The organism is Achromobacter sp. FW305-C-28 (genome assembly GCF_058783235.1).
Window position 1 is genome coordinate 484,822 of record NZ_JBYSYL010000003.1, and the last position, 16,790, is coordinate 501,611.

Consider the following 16,790-nt stretch of genomic DNA (forward strand, 5'->3'; position numbering starts at 1 on the left):
GCCAGTCCTCGGGCAATCCCGGGGGTAGAACCTGGCACGCTTATTGCTTCCCTCTTTTATGCCAGTCGAGAGCGGCACAGCCCTCGACCCTTTTATCTAATGGAGATGACATGGCAAGCCCGAAAGACGTCCTGAAACAGATCGCCGATAACGAAGTCAAATTCGTGGATTTCCGCTTTACCGATACGGTTGGCCGTGAGCACCACGTGTCCGTGCCCACCACCGCGATCGACGAAGACAAGCTGGAAAGCGGGCAGGCCTTCGACGGTTCGTCGATTCCGGGCTGGAAGGGCATCGAAGCCTCCGACATGCTGCTCATCCCCGACCTGTCGACCGCCAACCTGGATCCGTTCCGCGAAGAGCCGACGCTGATCCTGTCGTGCGACGTGGTCGAACCGTCCGACCTGAAGGGCTATGACCGCGACCCGCGTTCGCTGGCCAAGCGCGCCGAAGCCTACCTGAAGGCCTCGGGCCTGGGCGACACCGCCTACTTCGGTCCGGAACCCGAATTCTTCGTGTTCGACGGCGTGACCTGGAACACCGACATGTCGGGCACCTTCGTCAAGATCAAGTCCGAAGAAGCCTCGTGGTCGACCGGCCTGGAATTCGAAGGCGGCAACACCGGCCACCGTCCCGCTGTGAAGGGCGGCTACTTCCCCGTGCCCCCGGTCGACTCGTTCCAGGACATGCGTTCGGAAATGTGCCTGCTGATGGAACAGATGGGCGTGCCGGTCGAAGTGCACCACCATGAAGTCGCCGGCGCCGGCCAGCTGGAAATCGGCACCAAGTTCAGCACCCTGGTGCAACGCGCCGACTGGACCCAGATCGTCAAGTACGTCGTGCACAACGTGGCCCACGCCTACGGCAAGACCGCCACCTTCATGCCCAAGCCCATCGTTGGCGACAACGGTTCCGGCATGCACGTGCACCAATCCATCTGGAAGGATGGCCAGAACCTGTTCGCGGGCAACGGCTACGCCGGCCTGTCGGAATTCGCGCTGTACTACATCGGCGGCATCATCAAGCACGCCCGCGCCCTGAACGCCATCACCAACCCGGGCACCAACTCGTACAAGCGCCTGGTTCCGCACTACGAAGCCCCGGTCAAGCTGGCTTACTCGGCCCGCAACCGCTCGGCCTCGATCCGCATTCCGTACGTCGGCAACCCGAAGGGCCGCCGCGTCGAAGCGCGCTTCCCGGACCCCCTGGCCAACCCGTACCTGGCCTTCTCGGCCCTGATGATGGCCGGCCTGGACGGCGTGCAGAACAAGATTCACCCCGGCGATCCCGCCGACAAGAATCTGTACGACCTGCCGCCGGAAGAAGACGCCAAGATCCCGACCGTGTGCTCCTCGCTGGAACAAGCGCTGGAAGCCCTGGACAGCGACCGCGAGTTCCTGACCCGCGGCGGCGTCTTCAGCAACGACATGCTCAACGCCTACATCGACCTGAAGATGGGCGATGTGAACCGTCTGCGCATGACCACGCACCCGGTCGAATTCGACATGTACTACAGCCTCTGATTCCGAGGCAGTAGCTGGGGGAGCGCGATGATGTAGGCAACCAACCAGGGCCCACACCACGCGCACCGCCAGGTCGCTGACCGATGGCTTGCCCCGTCCGGCTTTGCGCCGGACGGGCAGGGCGCCGCCCCCGGGCGCCGTCCGGGTCCGCGTTCCGATTTCCCCCTGTAGTCATTCGGGTACGTTGAAAAATGAATGTAGAAGCTCTCGATCTGCTTGCCACGTCCGTTTTCCTGGTCAACGAACGCGGGCACATCGAATACGCCAACGCGGCCGCCGAAGACCTGTTCGGCCGCTCGCGCAAGCAACTGTGCGGCCATTCCGCCGCCACCCTGTTCGACAACCCTGAGAATATCCAGTCGTCCATCGACCGCGCCGCGGCCGGCCGATATGCCGACGTACGCCAGCTGGCGTCGCTGCGCCGCGCCACGGAATCCGTGGAAGTGGCCGTGACCACGGTGGGCCTGAGCGGCCAACGCTGGCCCGCCCTGATCGAAACCCGCGAGATCGAACAGCGCGTGCTGGCCGACCGCAACCATCGCCTGGTCGACGAGATCGAAGCGCACCGCGAATTGCTGCGCAACCTGGCGCATGAAGTCAAGAATCCCCTGGGCGGATTGCGCGGCGCCGCGCAACTGCTGGAAGCCGAGCTGCCCAGCGCGGCCCTGGCCGAATACACCCAGGTCATCATTTCCGAAGCCGACCGCCTGCAGGCGCTGGTGGACCGCCTGAGCGGTCCGCAACGTGTGCCGCTGAACGCGCGGCCGGTCAACATCCATGAAATCTGCGAGCGCGTCTGCGCCCTGATCCAGGCCGAATTCCGCCACGACGTCACGCTGGTGCGTGACTACGACGCGTCGATGCCCGACCTGAAAGGCGACGCCGCCCGCCTGATGCAGGCCGTGCTCAACGTGGCCCGCAACGCCGCCCAGGAACTGGTCGCGCGGCCGCAAGGCCCTGGCGTCGAGCCCGGCGTCGTCACCCTGCGCACCCGCGTGGCGCGCCAAGTCATGCTGGCGCACCGCCAACACCGCCTGGCCCTTGAGCTGTCGATCATCGACAACGGCCCGGGCGTGCCCGACCACATCCGCGACCGCATTTTCCATCCGCTGGTCACGGCGCGTGCCGGCGGCACCGGACTGGGCCTGAGCCTGGCCCAGGACTTCGTGCAGCAGCACGGCGGCATCATCGAATTTGAATCCCGACCCGGGCGTACCGAGTTTCGCCTGGTCCTACCGATGGAGCCCGCACACTGATGAAACCCGTATGGATCGTCGACGACGACCAGGCCATCCGCTGGGTCCTCGAAAAGGCCCTGGCCCGCGCCGGTGTCCCCACCCGCAGTTTCTCCCAGTCGGCCGACGTGCTCGAGGCCCTGGCCCACGACACGCCCGTTGCGCTGGTGTCCGATATCCGCATGCCCGGCGGCAACGGCCTGGAATTGCTGCGCCAGCTCAAAGAGCGCCATCCCGGCTTGCCGGTCATCGTCATGACCGCCTTTGCCGACCTGGACAGCACCGTTTCCGCCTTCCAGGGCGGGGCCTTCGACTATTTGGCCAAACCCTTTGACGTCAACGAAGCCGTCGCGCTGATCCAGCGCGCCATGCAGGAATCGGCCCAGCCCGAAAGCCCCGAAGGGCAGGGCGAAGCCCAGAACAACGAGCGCTGGATGATGACCCAATCGTCATCCACCGCCATGCAGGAAGTCTTTCGCGCCATCGGCCGCCTGGCCCAGTCCAAGGTCACCGTCCTCATCACTGGCGAATCCGGCACCGGCAAGGAGCTCGTTGCCCGCGCCCTGCACGGCCACGGCGTGCGCGCCAGCGGCCCCTTCGTCGCCCTGAACGCCGCGGCCATCCCGCGCGACCTGCTCGAAGCCGAACTCTTCGGCCACGAGCGCGGCGCCTTCACCGGCGCCAACACCCTGCGCCGCGGCCGCTTCGAGGAAGCCCACGGCGGCACCCTGTTCCTGGACGAAATCGGCGACATGCCGATCGAACTGCAGACCCGCCTGTTGCGCGTGTTGGCCGAAGGCAGCTTCTATCGCGTCGGCGGCGCCCAACCGGTACGCGTCGACGTGCGCATCGTCGCCGCCACCCACCAGCCGCTCGAACAACGCGTCGAACAGGGCCTGTTCCGCGAAGACCTGTTCCACCGCCTGAACGTCATCCGCCTGCGCCTGCCGCCGCTACGCGAACGCATCGAAGACATCCCTGCGCTCGCCAACCACTTCCTGGCTGCCAGCGCCCGCGCCCTGGGCGTGCCGGTCAAGCGGCTGACGCCGGAGGCCCTGGCTGTCCTGACCAAGTTCGACTTTCCGGGCAACGTTCGCCAATTGGAGAACTTCTGCCACTGGCTGACCGTGATGGCCCCCGGTCAAACGGTCGAGCGCGCCGACCTGCCGCCCGAAATCCGCGCCATGGAGCATCCGCCCGCCATCAGTGCCACGCCCGTGCGCCTGGCCAACCCCGGCGGCAGCATCTCGACCATCGGCACCGTCGTCCAGCACAACGCCGCCGCAGTCGACGACGGCCCGCCACGCAACTGGCAAGACTCCTTGCTGCGCGACGCCCAATACCGCCTGGAACGCGGCGAGCCGGCCGTCATGGCCACGCTGACCCGCCAGTTCGAGAAAATCCTGCTTCAAAGCGCCCTGGACGCCAGTCGAGGCCGCCGGGTGGAAGCCGCCTCCCGCCTGGGCATCGGCCGCAACACCATCACGCGCAAATTGCGCGAGCTGGGCATCGAAGACGAGTAAGCACGGTCCGCGCGGCATGCGCGGACCTGCCTGCCCGCGGACCATCACCCCCAGGACAGACCTGCCGCCGCCAGACAGGCAAGCACCGACGCCAGGGCAATCAGCATCCCGACAAGCTTGCGTTTTTCCAGCTCGGTCCATAGCAGTACCCCGGTCAGGCTCAGCGCCATCAGCGCGCCGCCCACCGTATCCGACAACAACACCCAGCCGATGCCGACCCCGTTGGCTCGATGGAAGTTCTGCACCACCCCCCACCCACTGGCCGTACTGCGCCGGGCGCTCGCCACCCCGCTCTGTGGCCAGAACTCCACCTGCACTTGATAGCCGGGCGCTCGAAACAGCGCCTGCCAACGTTCCGGCTGACGCGCCGTCACGTCGCCCCAGAGCACGTCTTGCGCGGGTTCCTTACGGATGCGTTCCACGGGTTTGTCCAGCTGTAGGGCGGCTTGCAACCATTGCCCCACCGCGGCGTCACTGCGGGGCAGGTCCGGCGGCGCCTGCAGGTGCAGCGTCTCGACCACAGGCCCGGGCATGTCGATCTTGAGGACCGCGCGGTGGTTCTGCAGAATGCCGCTGGCCCCGAACAACAGGCCCAGCAACGCGCCCCACAAGCCCAGCCAGCCATGCGCCTTGCGCAGCGCCTTCAGATAGATCCCGCGTCGGTTCTGCGGCCGCGAGCGCGCGGTTTTCGCGGACGTCTGCGCGGCTGTCATCGGCTGATTCATGGGGCCACCTCTTGACGTGGCATCGTTCGCGGGGGCAGCGCTTGCAACCGCAACGTCGTCACCGTGAAGCTGTCCGCCGCGAAATGCCGCTGCGCCTCGCCGCCGCCGGCCGGATACACCTCGGTGTCGTCCATGCTGGGCAGGTATGCAATGCCGCGTTCGGCGTCGTAGGCCAGGTTGTGAGCCCAGGGACGGGTGCCGATGGAGGCCAGCCGACGCAAGGCGTCCGGGAGGCTGGCGTCGTAGATCGACAGCCGGGCGTCGGCGCCGCTGGGGGCCAGCAGCCAGCCGCGACGGCCGTCGTAGGCCAATGCATTGATGTCGCGGCCGGCCGGCGCGCTGGCCAGCACCGCGCCGCTTTGCGCATCCAGGCTCAAGATGCGCGGCGTCGCGCCGCGGCAGGCCACGAACAGGCGCTTGCCGGAGGCGTCGGCCGCCAGGGCGCTGGGGCGCGGGCATTGCGGCGGTTCCCAGACCTGGCGCAGGGCCATGCGGCGCAGATCGATGACGGCGATGCGGCCTTCATCGCGCATCGGCAGCGCGACCCGCCCCGGCCCCAGCAACGCGGGGGCATCGAGCTTGGCGGCCGGCAGGTCCAGGCTGGCGCGCACGCAGTCGCAGGCCGGGTCCAGCCGATACACCCGCGACACGGCTCCGCGGCGGCCGCTGGTCAGCAGCACCTGGCCGCTGGCGGGATCGAACAGCGCGTTGTTCAGATTGCCGCTGTCAACGGGCAAGCGTTTCAGTACCTGTCGGTCGGACGCGCGGATCACGATGACGCTGCCGTCCATGGCCGCGACATAGAGCCGGTCCGCGCCGGGGACGGCGACGGCCGCATTGGCGCCTTCGGTGCCGGGGACGTCCGCCAGGATCTCGCGGCGTGCCGCGTCCCAGATCGTCAGGCCGTTTTCGCGGCGGGCCAGCAGCAATTGCCGGCCGTCCTGCGCCAGCGCGGCAAAACCCCAGCCGTGGCCGCTGCCGGGCAGCACCGTGGCGTGGCGTTCGGCGACGATGGGATCGCCGTCGGCATGCGCGGGCGCGGCCAGGATGGCAAGGGCGGCGGCCGTCAGCCCGGATGCCACCCGCGCCATGAGTGTGGCGGTCGGCGAAACGCCGGCATATCGTTGCGGCGTCATGCTTAGAACTCCACCCGGGTCGACAGCACGAACTGACGCGCATCGCCCATGGAAATGAAGTACTGGTTGGCGCTGGACGTGTAGTAGGTGCGGTCGAACAGGTTGTTCACGTTCAGCTGGAACTGCACATTGCGCCCGGCCACGCGCGTGTCGTAGGTGGCGAACGCGTTCATCACCGTGTAGGCCGGCAACTCGAACGAATTGGCCGAATCGCCCGGCCGCGTGCCCACGTAGCGCGCGGCGGCGCCCAGGCGCAGGCGGCCTTCGCCGATCTGGCCGGCGTTGTAGACCAGCGCCAGCGACCCGGTGTGCTGGGCCACGTTCCACAGGCGGTTGCCCTGGTAGAGCGGGTCGTCGGTGGTGCGGGCATCCAGGTAGGCGTAGCTGGCCATGAAGTCCCAGCGCGCCGACAGCGAACCGCTGACGTCCAGTTCCACGCCGCGCGAACGCGCCGCGCCGCTGGTGCGCCAGTCGGTCAGCTTGGTCACGTCGTTGTATTGCGACACCAGCACGTTGCGCTTGCGGATGTCGAACAGCGCCAGCGTGCCGGTCGTCTGCCCCGGCATGTCCCATTTCAGGCCCAGTTCCCACGACTTGGACTGCTCGGGCGCCACGCCCGAATCGATCACGGTGCCGCTGGTGAGCGGGGCGATGGTGGACGTGGGCTTGAGCGATTCGGTGTAGCTGCCGTACAGCGAGACTTCGGGCGTCCATTTGTAGACCAGGCCGGCGCGCGGCAGCCATTTGCCGCCCTCGATGTCGGTGTTGGTGTTGAACGGGCGGCCACGGCCAGCCAGTTGCTCGTAGTGTTGGTAGCGCAGGCCGCCCACCAGGATCCAGCGATCGGTCAGATGCAACGAGTCCTGCAGGAAGAACGAGGTGGCGCGCAGCTTGTCGGTCTGGTCGCTGTCGCTGGCGACCACGGTGTTGCCCGGGTCTTGCAGGTCGTAGACGGGGTTGACGTAGCTGAACGGCTTGGACAGGTTCTGGCGGATCAGGTCCGACCGGAAGATCTTGCGGCGTTCATAATCGGCGCCGATCTGCACATCGTTGCGCAGCCCGCCCAGGTCGACCCGGCCGTCGACATAGCCGATCACGTAGTGGTCGGTGGACAGCGCCCCGCGGGTGCCGTCGTTGCTGCGCTTGAGGGTGCCCGTGGCGGGATCGATGCTGGTCACGCGGACCTGGTTGGCGTCGTAGCGTTCCTGGTTCCAGCTGTAGCCCAGGTGGGCCTTCCAGTTCTCGGTGACGCGCTGGTCGACGGTGACCTGCGCCAGCTCGGTGCTGCCCCACATATTGTTGTAGGGCTCGTCCAGGCGCCGGCGCGACGGGATATCCAGCGGCTTGCCGGTGGTGGGGTCCAGGGCAGTGCCGCGATCGAACGGGTACCGATAGTCGCGGTGTTCGTACGAGGCCACGATCTGCGTGTCTTCGCCGTACCAGGCCAGCGACGGCGCCACCAGCGTGTCGCGGCGCCGGCCGAAGTCGCGCCAGTAGTCTTCGTTCATGGTGTCCACCACCAGGCGGTAGGCCAGGCGCGAGTCGCCGATGGGGCCGGTGGAATCCAGCGTGGTGCCTGCGCCGGTGCGGCTGTGGGCGTAGCTGGAACCGGTGACGGTGATGGCGTTGTACGGCGTGAGCAGCGGCCGCTTGCTGACGATGTTGATGACGCCGCCGGGGTCCATGATGCCGTACAGCAGCGAGGCCGGGCCTTTGAGTACCTCAACCGAATCGGCGGCCGCGTTCAGGCCGCGGCCCTGCACCAGCGGCATGCCGTTGTGCATGATCGAACCGTCGCGGTTGGCGCCGAAGCCGCGCTTCATCAGCGTGTCCTGCGTGCCGGCCAGCGTGTTGCCCTGAGTGATGCCGCTGACGTTGGTCAGCGCGTCGTCCAGGTTGCGCGGGCGCTGGTCGCGCAGCACCTGGGCGGGCACCACGTTCACGGCCTGCGGCTGGTCCAGCACCGCGAGCGGCGAGCGGCTGACGCCCGCGACCGGCTCAGGCTGGTAGCTGGGGTTGAGGACCGAGGCGCCGACCACCGTCACCGCGTCCAGTTGCGCCGTGTCGTCGGCCGATGAGAGCGGCCGCACGGTGTAGACGTTGTCCGAGCGCCGCTCGGCGCGCAGGCCGGTGCCGTCCAGCAAACGGCCAAAGCCCTGGTCGACGCTGTAGGGCCCCGACAGGCCCGCGCTCTCTTTGCCGGCCACCAGGCGGCCGTCCAGCGACAGCGTCACGCCTGCCTGGCTGGCAAATTGGCTGAGCGCCTGCGACAGCGGGCCAGCGGACACCTGGAAGCCGGTAGAGACCTGGGCCTGGACCGGCGCGGTAGCCAGGGCGAAAGCCGGGGCGGCCAACGCGGCGGCCAGGGCGCGGACCAGGAGCGGAGAGCGTAGGGTGGGGACGTGCATGGATTTCCTTGGCGACAGGACGCGCAAAACGCGGCGTACATCTGGCATGCCAAGCGAGATGGCAAAAGGGGAACCGCGATAAGACGGCTGTTACAAAAAAGACGCGCGGCGGGTGCGGCGCAGGCCGGGCCGTCGGGTCAAGCGAAGATCGCGGCCGGCGGTGCCCAACGCGAGTGCTACGCCGCCTCCAGCCGTATCCATCCAGGCAAGACGCGGTGCGCGCGCACCGGCAGGGTGGCTTCCAGGACACGCAGAATGCGGTCGGTGTCGGCCAGGGGGAACACGCCCACCAGCGGCAACTGCGCGATGTCGGGCGTACAGGTGACGAAGCCGCGGCGGTAGCGCGCCAATTCGGCGGCAAAGTGGCCCAGCGGCATGCCGTCAGCGACCAATTCGCCACGGGTCCAGGCGTCGCGCGCCGCGTGCAGCGGCCGGGACTCATCAATGGCGCGGTCGGAGAATGCGGTGCGGGTGCCGGCGGGCACGATGCGGCTGGCGGCGTCGGCGGGCTGGATCTGCACGGCGCCGGCATACACGTCCAGCCAGGCGCGGCCGCCATCGCGCAGCACCGCGAAGCGCGTGCCCAGCGCCTGCAATTGCGCATAGCCCAGGTCCACGAGAAAAGGGCGCGCCGGCGTGCGGGTGTCCGGATGGGTGTCGATCAGCGTTTCGCCGTCCACCAGCACCACGCGGCGCGCCGTGTCGTCAAAGCGCAGGTTGACCGCGCTGGCGGTGTTCAGCCACAGTCGCGATCCGTCTTCCAGGGTGGCTTGGCGCGTCTGGCCGACGTCGGTGCGCAGGTCGGCCCATTGGCGTCGGGTGGCCGGTTGGGTCCAGGCGGCGGCGCCCAGGCCGCCCGCGCCGGCCAGCAGCATCAGCGTGCGCAGGGCGCGGCGCCGCCCTTGTCCCGCGTGGGTCAGGGCATCCAGCGCGGGTTGGCCCGCCACCGCTTCGAAACGGGCGCTGATGGCCGTGACGGCATCCCAGGCGCGGCGGTGTTCGGGTGTGGCGGCCAGCCAGGCCTGCCACTGGCGGGTGTCGTCGGCGCTGGCGCGTTCGTCGCCCAGGCGCGCGAACCAGTCGGCCGCGGCTTGCAGCACGTGGCGATCGGGGGCGGCAGTCAGCGGCGCGGCCCTCACCAGACGCCGTCCGCGATCAGCAGGCATTGCAGCATCACCTGCGACATGTATTTCTTGACCATGCGCTCGGACACCTCCAGGCGCAGGGCGATATCGGCATAGGTGTGGCCGCCCAGTTGCGACAGCAGGAAGGCCTCGCGGGCGCGCGCCGGCAGGCGGTGCAGCATGGCGTCGATCTGGAGCAGGGCTTCAAGCACCAGGGCGCGCCGTTCAGGCGATGGCGTGGTGGCTTCGGGGCGCTGGGCCAGGGCTTGCAGATAAGCCTGTTCCAGCTCGCGGCGGCGCCATAGGTTGACCACCAGGCCGTGGGCGATGCGGGTCAGGAAGGCGCGGGGCTCGCGCAGGCCCGGCGTGTCGCGGGCCGCCATCAGGCGTACGAACGTGTCCTGGGCCAGGTCGGCGGCATCGTGGTCATCGCGCAGGCGGCGGCGTAGCCACGAAGTCAGCCAGGCGTGATGGGAGCGGTAGAGCGTGTCGACGGCATGCGGAGCCGATAGATCGCCGGGCGGCACGGTAACTCCAGACCTGAAAGAATAATGGGAATGGTTCCTATTATAACTATTCAGGCCCGGAGCGCCATTGTTGAAAACAGACCGCGGCTTACTTGAACAGCGCGGCGTTTTCTTCCAGCACGGCGTCGGCGCATTGCGCGTCCAGGTTGCCGCCCGGGGCGCCGGCCACGCCGATGGCGCCGATGACGTTGGCGCCGGCCTTGATGGGCACGCCGCCGCCCAGCAGCAGGAAGCCGGGGATGTCGGTCAGGTTGGCGGCGCCGGGGTTCTTTTGCGCGTTTTCCATCATGGCCAGCGTCGGCGCCTTGGCGGAGGCGGACGTGAAGGCCTTGGCACGGCTGGCTTCGATGGTGTGCGGGCCGGCGTTGTCGCCGCGCACGAAGGCCTTGAGCAGGCCGGCGCGGTCAACCACCGAGGCGCTGACGTTGTAGCCCTTGGCCTGGCATGCTGCAACGGCGGCGGTGGCCAGCTTCTGCGCGTCGGCGGTCGAGATGTTGCTTTCGCTGAGCACGGCGGCGTGGGCGGCGCCCGTGAAAGCCAGCGTGGAAACCAGTGCGGCGAGCGTGTGGCGGGTCATGTCTGCGTCCTTTTATCGAGTGAAAGTCAGGAGCAGTCAGTGTGGCCAAAAGGGGGAATCGGCGGTATACGCCCGATTACGCTGGCGCCTCCGTAGCGCTACGGAGGGCAGGGCTGATGACGGCCGGGCAAGGGTGCGGTGCGTGCCGCGACGCGGCTAGTCGAGCAGCGTGGCGTACTGGCGGATCAGTTGCGCCAGCGAGTCGGCTTCGAGTTTGGCGAAGACATTGGCGCGGTAGGTTTCGACGGTGCGCGGCGACAGGTCGAATTCGCGTGCGATTTCCTTGTTGCTCAGGCCTTGCACCACGCGTTCGAGCACCTCGCGTTCGCGCGCAGACAGCCGTGCCAGCCGGTCGGCCGCGGCCTGGGTGACGGCCAGGCGTTCACGGCTGGCGATGTGGGTGCGCACGGCAGCCTGCACGGCATCCAGAAAAACGTCGTCGTCCACCGGCTTTTGCAGGAATTCCATGGCGCCGCCCTTGAACGCGCGGCGGCACAGATCGACGTTGGCGTGGCCGGTCAGCATCACCACGGGCAGGTCGGACGTGTCGGCCAAGCGTGCCAGCACGTCCAGCCCGCTGATGCCGGGCATGCGGATGTCCAGCACCACGCAGCCGATGGTGTGCTGCGACAGGCCGGCCAGGAACGCCTGCGGATCGGCGTGGCCTTCGCTGCGCAGGCCTACGCTGCGCAGCAGCAGCGCCAGCGCATCGCGCACCGCGTCGTCGTCATCGACCAGGTAGACCAGCGGGGAATGATCGGGGGCGTTCATACCGGGGCCTTGGCCAATGGCAGGGTCAGGGTGAAGCAGGCGCCCGACGGCTGCAGGTTGTGCGCGGACAGGCGGCCGTCCATGGCACCGGCCAGCGTTTCGCAAAGCGCCAGGCCCAGGCCCATGCCTTGGGCCCGGGTGGTGTAGAACGGCGTGAACAGGCGCGCCAGCGCGTCGGGGGCGATGCCTGGGCCGTTGTCGCCGACGGTGAAGACATAGGCGTCGCCTTCCAGGCGGCCTTCCAGCGTGATTTCGGGCGCGGCGTCGGCGGCCGGGCGGGGCGCGCGGCTGGCGGGATGGGCGGTCGCTACGGCGGTGCCGGCGCCTTCGGGCGCGGTGTGCACCAGGGCATCGGCCGCGTTCTGCACCAGGTTGTGCAGGATCTGTTCCAGCGCCACGCGGTCGCCCAAAGGACGCGCGCCCGGGCTGGCGTTGCGCCAGGTCAGGCGGATGCCGTGGCGGGCCAGTTCGGGCTCGCGCAGAAAGCGCAACGAGGCCACCAGCGCGTCCGGGTCCAGCGCTTCGCGCCGGCTGGGCGTGGTGGGTTGCACCAGCGCGCGCATGCGGCTGATGATGTCGGCGGCGCGCTTGGCCTGCTCGGCGCTGGCAAGCAGGGCGCGGCGTACCGACGGGCGTTCGTCTTCGTCGTCCAGCAGGCGTTGCGCGGCGCGGGTCTGCGCCAGGATGGCGGTCAGGGGCTGGTTCAGTTCGTGGGCGATGCCGGCGGCCATTTCGCCCAGCGTGCTCAGGCGCGCCATGGCAGCCAGGCGGGCCTGTTCCTGCTGGCGCCGCGCGTCGGCGCGCGAACGGCGCATGGCCGTCACGCCGGCCACCAGCAGCGCGCTGGTCAGGCCCCACAGCAGCCACGGCAGCCAGGGCCACGATGCGGGCGTGAGCGTGCGCGCGCTGTGCAGCATGAAGGGCTGGCTGGCCGCGCCGAGCGGCTTGGCGAGTACCAACGGCCAGCCCGGGCCGGCGGGGTCCGGCTGGCGCGCCAGCAGCGTGAGCGGCGCCTGGCCGATCGCCAGGGTCAGGTTGGCCAGGCCCGCGGGCAGGTCGGCCGGGGCGACCAGGTGGCGCGCATCGACCAGCAGGCTCCAGCTGGAGGGCGCCACCAGCCAATAACGGGCCGTGTCCAGCGGCAGCACGACCGGGCGGCCCAGCGTGCGGGCCTGCTCGACCGCGGTGCGCAGGCCGGGTGGTTCGTCGGTGCTGCCGGCCCAGGCGCCGTCAGGCAGGTAGCCCAGCCCCTGCAACTGCGGCATCGCCGGTTGCAGGCTGGGAAACAGGCGTTCGGGGGCGGGCGGATGCGACAGGGCGGACAGCGTGGCCAGCACGGCTTCGTGCTGCCCGGTTTTCTGGCTGAGCATGCGCTGGGCGATGCTGGTGTCCTGGAAAAAACGGTCGTATTGGCCGATGTAATCCTGGCGGCCGAGCCAAAGGGCGCCAAGCAGGAACAGCACCAGCCAGTAGAAGAGGGCGCGATGGCGCAAGGGGGGATTCACGCCTGGAATTATGCCCTGCGGATCATCCGGACCGGAATCCGTAGGGCTACGGAGGGCCGCACACGACGCCCCCCCGCGCGGCGCGCCCATGCGCGCAGGGTTGAGCGGGGCGCTCAGGCCGCCAGCCGAGAGCCGATGTCCTGGTCCGGCGCGGTCTGTGCCGCGGCCGACACCGTCATCTGGTACAGCGCGGCCACCAGATCGGACTGGGTCACCAGGCCGACCAGCGTGCGGTCTTCGCCCAGCACCGGCACGCAATGCAGATGGTCGGACATCGGCCGCGCCAGTTCGATGGCGGGCAGGCCCGGCGTGGCGAACGGCACTTCGGACCGCATGCAGTCGGCCACCAGCAGGTCGGCTGGCGCGCCGCCCGCCGCTACCACGGGCGCCGGCCGGCTCTTGCGGGCCAGCACGTCGCCCTGCGCCAGCATGCCGGCGTAGTGGCCGGACGAATCCAGCACCGGCAGCCATTGCAGCCGATGCTTGTCGAACAGGCGCACGGCGTAATCCAGCGGGTCGTGCCGCTGCACGGTGACCACGTCGCGCGACATGATGTCGGCGCAACGCACGTCGCCAAAGCGGCGGGTGCTGGCGCGCAGCTCGGCGGCCAGCACGATGTCTTCAAGGTCTTCCTTGCTGATGTCCAGCAGCTCGCCGCGCTGGGCCAGCGCCTGGTCCAGGTCGGCGCGCGAAAAGCCCAGCCGCGCGCTGGGAACGGGGTCGCGGGTGCGGTGGCCGGCGGCCGGCTCGGCATGGCGGCGCGGGTAATTGCGCTTGAGCAGGCCGTTGAAGACCACGGCGATGCACAGCAGGATGACGGTATTGAGCCCCACCGGCCACAGCACGAAACCGTAGCCCAACGCGGCCACGGGCGGGCCGCCCAGCACGGCGGTCAGGGCCACCGCGCCGCTGGGCGGGTGCAGGCAGCGCAGCCAGAACATGGCGCCGATGGCCAGCGCCACGGCGGTGGCGGCGGCAAGGCCGGGGTCGCCGATGTGCTGGGCGCAGAACACGCCGATCAGCGCCGACACCAGATTGCCCGCCAGAATGGACCAGGGCTGGGCCAGCGGGCTGGCAGGCGCGGCGAACAGCAGCACGGCGGACGCGCCCATCGGCGCGATGAACCAGGGGCTGGCCACGCCCAACGCATGGCGGCCGACCCATTCGGTGCAGAACAGCCCCACCAGCGCGCCCACGGCGCCATAGAGCTTCTCGCGCCCGTTGACGCCGACCGGCGCCGGTGCGAACGCGCCAAGCCAGCGCTTGATACCCACAACCAAAACCCTCTCCTTGCCCCCGTGAAATATATCGGGGGACGATAATTTATCACGTGGCGCGGGCTGGACGGAGTCAGGTAATGGTCAGAAATTCAGCGCGCAGGCGGGTCGTCGTCGATGCGGGTCAACAGGCGGGTCAGCAGCGGCCGCATGGCGCGCAGCTCTTCCAGGTGCGAGGCCGACAGGCTTTCCAGGATGCGTTCGGCCTTGGCGGTCAGCACCACTTCCACGCGGCGGCCGTCTTCGGGGTCGGGCTCGCGGCGCACCAGGTCCAGCCGTTCCAGGCGGTTGACCAGTTCAGCCGCTGTGTGGGGCCGGATCAGCAGGCGATCGGCGATTTCGCCTACGTACAGGCCACGGCGCGCGGGGGCGCCGGCGCGGCTGCCCTTGATGGCGAGCAACGCCTGGTGCTGTTGCGGCATCAGGTCCAGGCTGGCGGCGGCGTTTTCGCTGAAGGCGGCGAACTTGCGCAGCGCGTAGCGGAATTCGGCCAGCAATTCGTAGTCGGACGCGGACGGCAGGGCGGGGGGCGGGGATCGTTTCACGGGCCGATTCTAATATATGTCGTGATACGATATATTTGATCTTTCGCAAACGCCGCGCAGAAAACGCCTGCGCCGGTTTCCGGGCCTTGCGCCCAATCTCCTGGCTCAAGAACCATGCCTCCCGTTTCGACTTCCGCCCGCGCTGCCTTGCGGCTGGGCGACTTCACCACCGACCGGCGCGTCGTGCTGCTGATGGCGCTGGCCTTGCCGGTGGGCCTGGCCAGCGTGGCCGCCGCCTGGGTGCTGCTGCGCCTGATCGCGCTGTGCACCAACCTGGCCTATCACGGCCTGTTCTCGTTTGCCGACTTGTCGATCACGACCGGGCGCCTGGGCTTGGCGTCGGTCGCCATCCCCGTCATCGGCTGCCTCATCATCGGCTTGATGGCGCGCTACGGGTCCGAAAAGATCCGCGGCCACGGCATTCCCGAAGCCATGGAAGCCATCCTGATCGGCAAGAGCCGCATTGCACCCAAGGTCGCCGTGCTCAAGCCCGTGTCGTCGGCGATCTCCATCGGCACCGGCGGCCCGTTCGGCGCCGAAGGGCCCATCATCATGACGGGCGGCGCCATCGGCTCGCTGCTGGCGCAGACCATCCACCTGAACGACGGCGAGCGCAAGACGCTGCTGGTGGCGGGGGCGGCGGCCGGCATGACGGCCATCTTCGCCACGCCCCTGGCGGCCGTGCTGCTGGCGGTGGAACTGCTGCTGTTCGAATGGAAGCCGCGCAGCTTCCTGCCGGTGGCCACGGCCGCCTTGGTGGCCGCCGTGGCGCGCGCCTTCGTGCTGGATGGCGGCCCCATCTTCGCCTTCACCGGCGCCTTGCCATTCACGCCATGGCACCTGGTGGCCTGCGCCGCCGTGGGCGTGCTGGCCGGCCTGGGGTCGGGCGTGCTGACGTCGCTGGTGTATGCCGCCGAAGACCTGTTCGAAAAGTTGCCGATCCACTGGATGTGGTGGCCGGCCCTGGGCGGCCTGGCCATCGGCATCGGCGGGCTGATCGACCCGGCCGCGCTGGGCGTGGGTTACGACAACATCCGCCACCTGCTGGCGGGCGACCTGCCCATGCAGGCCGTGCTGCTGCTGTTGGCGGTCAAGGTGGCGATCTGGGCGATCGCGCTGGGCTCGGGCACGTCGGGCGGGGTGCTGGCGCCGTTGCTGATCTTTGGCGGCGCGCTGGGCGCCCTGGCCGCGCCGCTGCTGCCGCAGGCCGATCCGGGCTTCTGGGCGCTGGTGGGCATGGCCGCGATGATGGGCGGCACGATGCGCGCGCCGCTCACGGCCACGCTGTTCGCGGTGGAACTGACCGGCAACCTGGGCGCGTTGCTGCCGGTGCTGGCGGCCTGCGTGTTTGCCTACGGCGTGACGGTGCTGCTGTTGCGCCGGTCGATCCTGACCGAAAAGATCGCGCGCCGCGGCCATCACATCAACCGCGAATATCGGGTCGATCCGTTCGATCTGCTGCGGGCAAGCCAGGTCATGACAAGCCCGGCGCAAACGCTGCCCGACATGCTCACGGTGGCGCAGGCCATCGCGCATTTCACGCACACGCAGCCGGTGCACACCAGCTATCCGGTGGTGGATGCCGACGGCGCGGCGGTGGGCGAAGTGACGCGCGCCGACAGCCTGGCCTGGGCGCTGGACCCGGCCTCGCAGGCGCAGACCTTGGCGCAGGCGCTGCAAGGCCGCGAGTTGGTCTACGGCTATCCGGAAGAACTGGCCAGCCAGATCGCCGACCGCATGGCGCTGTCGGGCGCGGGCCGCGTGCCCATCCTGGATCGCGCCAGCGGCCGGGTGCTGGGCATCGTGGGCCGCAAGGATCTGTTCCGCAGCCGCGCCCGGCGGCTGCGCGAGGAAAGCGAACGGGCGGCGTTCTTCCGGCGTGCGCCTGCGGTGGCGGGCAAGGGCGAAGGGTGA

Annotated in this window: 14 protein-coding genes; 4 read left to right on the plus strand and 10 right to left on the minus strand. The window is 69.0% G+C overall.

From position 1 onward, the window contains the following. The first annotated feature begins 110 nt into the window (after positions 1-110). The 3 genes from glnA to ntrC all read left to right on the plus strand — a co-directional run bounded on the left by glnA (position 111) and on the right by ntrC (position 4,281). Positions 111-1,523: a type I glutamate--ammonia ligase gene (glnA, locus tag AC3WMR_RS11055; RefSeq protein WP_025136498.1), complete on the plus strand. Its 1,413-nt coding sequence runs from the start codon at positions 111-113 to the stop codon at positions 1,521-1,523. A 191-nt stretch (positions 1,524-1,714) separates the two neighbouring features. Beyond that, entirely contained in the window at positions 1,715-2,779 is a 1,065-nt protein-coding gene (glnL, locus tag AC3WMR_RS11060; protein WP_025136499.1) for a nitrogen regulation protein NR(II), read from the plus strand. Next, positions 2,779-4,281: a nitrogen regulation protein NR(I) gene (gene ntrC, locus AC3WMR_RS11065; RefSeq protein WP_492263124.1), complete on the plus strand. Its 1,503-nt coding sequence runs from the start codon at positions 2,779-2,781 to the stop codon at positions 4,279-4,281. Before glnL ends, ntrC begins: the two co-directional genes overlap by 1 nt. A gap of 44 nt (positions 4,282-4,325) precedes the next feature. Here the strand turns inward: ntrC and AC3WMR_RS11070 are convergent, their stop codons facing one another. The 10 genes from AC3WMR_RS11070 to AC3WMR_RS11115 form a co-directional block, all read right to left on the minus strand. Then, on the minus strand, positions 4,326-5,006 hold the full coding sequence (locus tag AC3WMR_RS11070) for a PepSY-associated TM helix domain-containing protein (RefSeq protein WP_492263125.1): 681 nt from the start codon (positions 5,004-5,006) through the stop codon (positions 4,326-4,328). Beyond that, complete coding sequence (locus tag AC3WMR_RS11075) at positions 5,003-6,142, minus strand: WD40 repeat domain-containing protein (RefSeq protein WP_492263126.1); 1,140 nt, start codon at positions 6,140-6,142, stop codon at positions 5,003-5,005. Before AC3WMR_RS11075 ends, AC3WMR_RS11070 begins: the two co-directional genes overlap by 4 nt. A 2-nt stretch (positions 6,143-6,144) precedes the next feature. Further along, entirely contained in the window at positions 6,145-8,550 is a 2,406-nt protein-coding gene (locus AC3WMR_RS11080; protein ID WP_492263127.1) for a TonB-dependent siderophore receptor, read from the minus strand. 176 nt (positions 8,551-8,726) lie between these two features. Next, a complete protein-coding gene (locus tag AC3WMR_RS11085) occupies positions 8,727-9,716 on the minus strand; it encodes a FecR domain-containing protein (RefSeq protein WP_492263128.1) in 990 nt (329 codons plus the stop codon). Continuing rightward, positions 9,686-10,201, minus strand: a complete 516-nt coding sequence (locus AC3WMR_RS11090) for a sigma-70 family RNA polymerase sigma factor (protein ID WP_025136505.1) — start codon at positions 10,199-10,201, stop codon at positions 9,686-9,688. The genes AC3WMR_RS11085 and AC3WMR_RS11090 overlap by 31 nt, the downstream gene beginning before the upstream one ends. 88 nt (positions 10,202-10,289) lie before the next feature. Then, positions 10,290-10,778 carry a GlcG/HbpS family heme-binding protein gene (locus AC3WMR_RS11095; RefSeq protein WP_025136506.1) on the minus strand — a complete coding sequence of 163 codons (489 nt, stop codon included), beginning with the start codon at positions 10,776-10,778 and terminating at the stop codon, positions 10,290-10,292. Between the two features lie 156 nt (positions 10,779-10,934). After that, complete coding sequence (locus AC3WMR_RS11100) at positions 10,935-11,549, minus strand: response regulator transcription factor (protein WP_492263129.1); 615 nt, start codon at positions 11,547-11,549, stop codon at positions 10,935-10,937. Beyond that, entirely contained in the window at positions 11,546-13,054 is a 1,509-nt protein-coding gene (locus AC3WMR_RS11105; RefSeq protein WP_492263130.1) for a sensor histidine kinase, read from the minus strand. Before AC3WMR_RS11105 ends, AC3WMR_RS11100 begins: the two co-directional genes overlap by 4 nt. Before the next feature lie 113 nt (positions 13,055-13,167). Continuing rightward, positions 13,168-14,334, minus strand: coding sequence for an HPP family protein (locus AC3WMR_RS11110; protein WP_492263131.1), 1,167 nt, complete (start codon positions 14,332-14,334; stop codon positions 13,168-13,170). A gap of 89 nt (positions 14,335-14,423) precedes the next feature. Next, the gene (locus AC3WMR_RS11115) at positions 14,424-14,876 is read right to left on the minus strand and encodes a MarR family winged helix-turn-helix transcriptional regulator (RefSeq protein WP_492263132.1); all 453 of its coding nucleotides are present in this window, start codon (positions 14,874-14,876) and stop codon (positions 14,424-14,426) included. A gap of 114 nt (positions 14,877-14,990) precedes the next feature. On the opposite strand from AC3WMR_RS11115, the gene AC3WMR_RS11120 reads away from it, so the two are divergent. Further along, complete coding sequence (locus AC3WMR_RS11120) at positions 14,991-16,790, plus strand: chloride channel protein (protein WP_492263133.1); 1,800 nt, start codon at positions 14,991-14,993, stop codon at positions 16,788-16,790.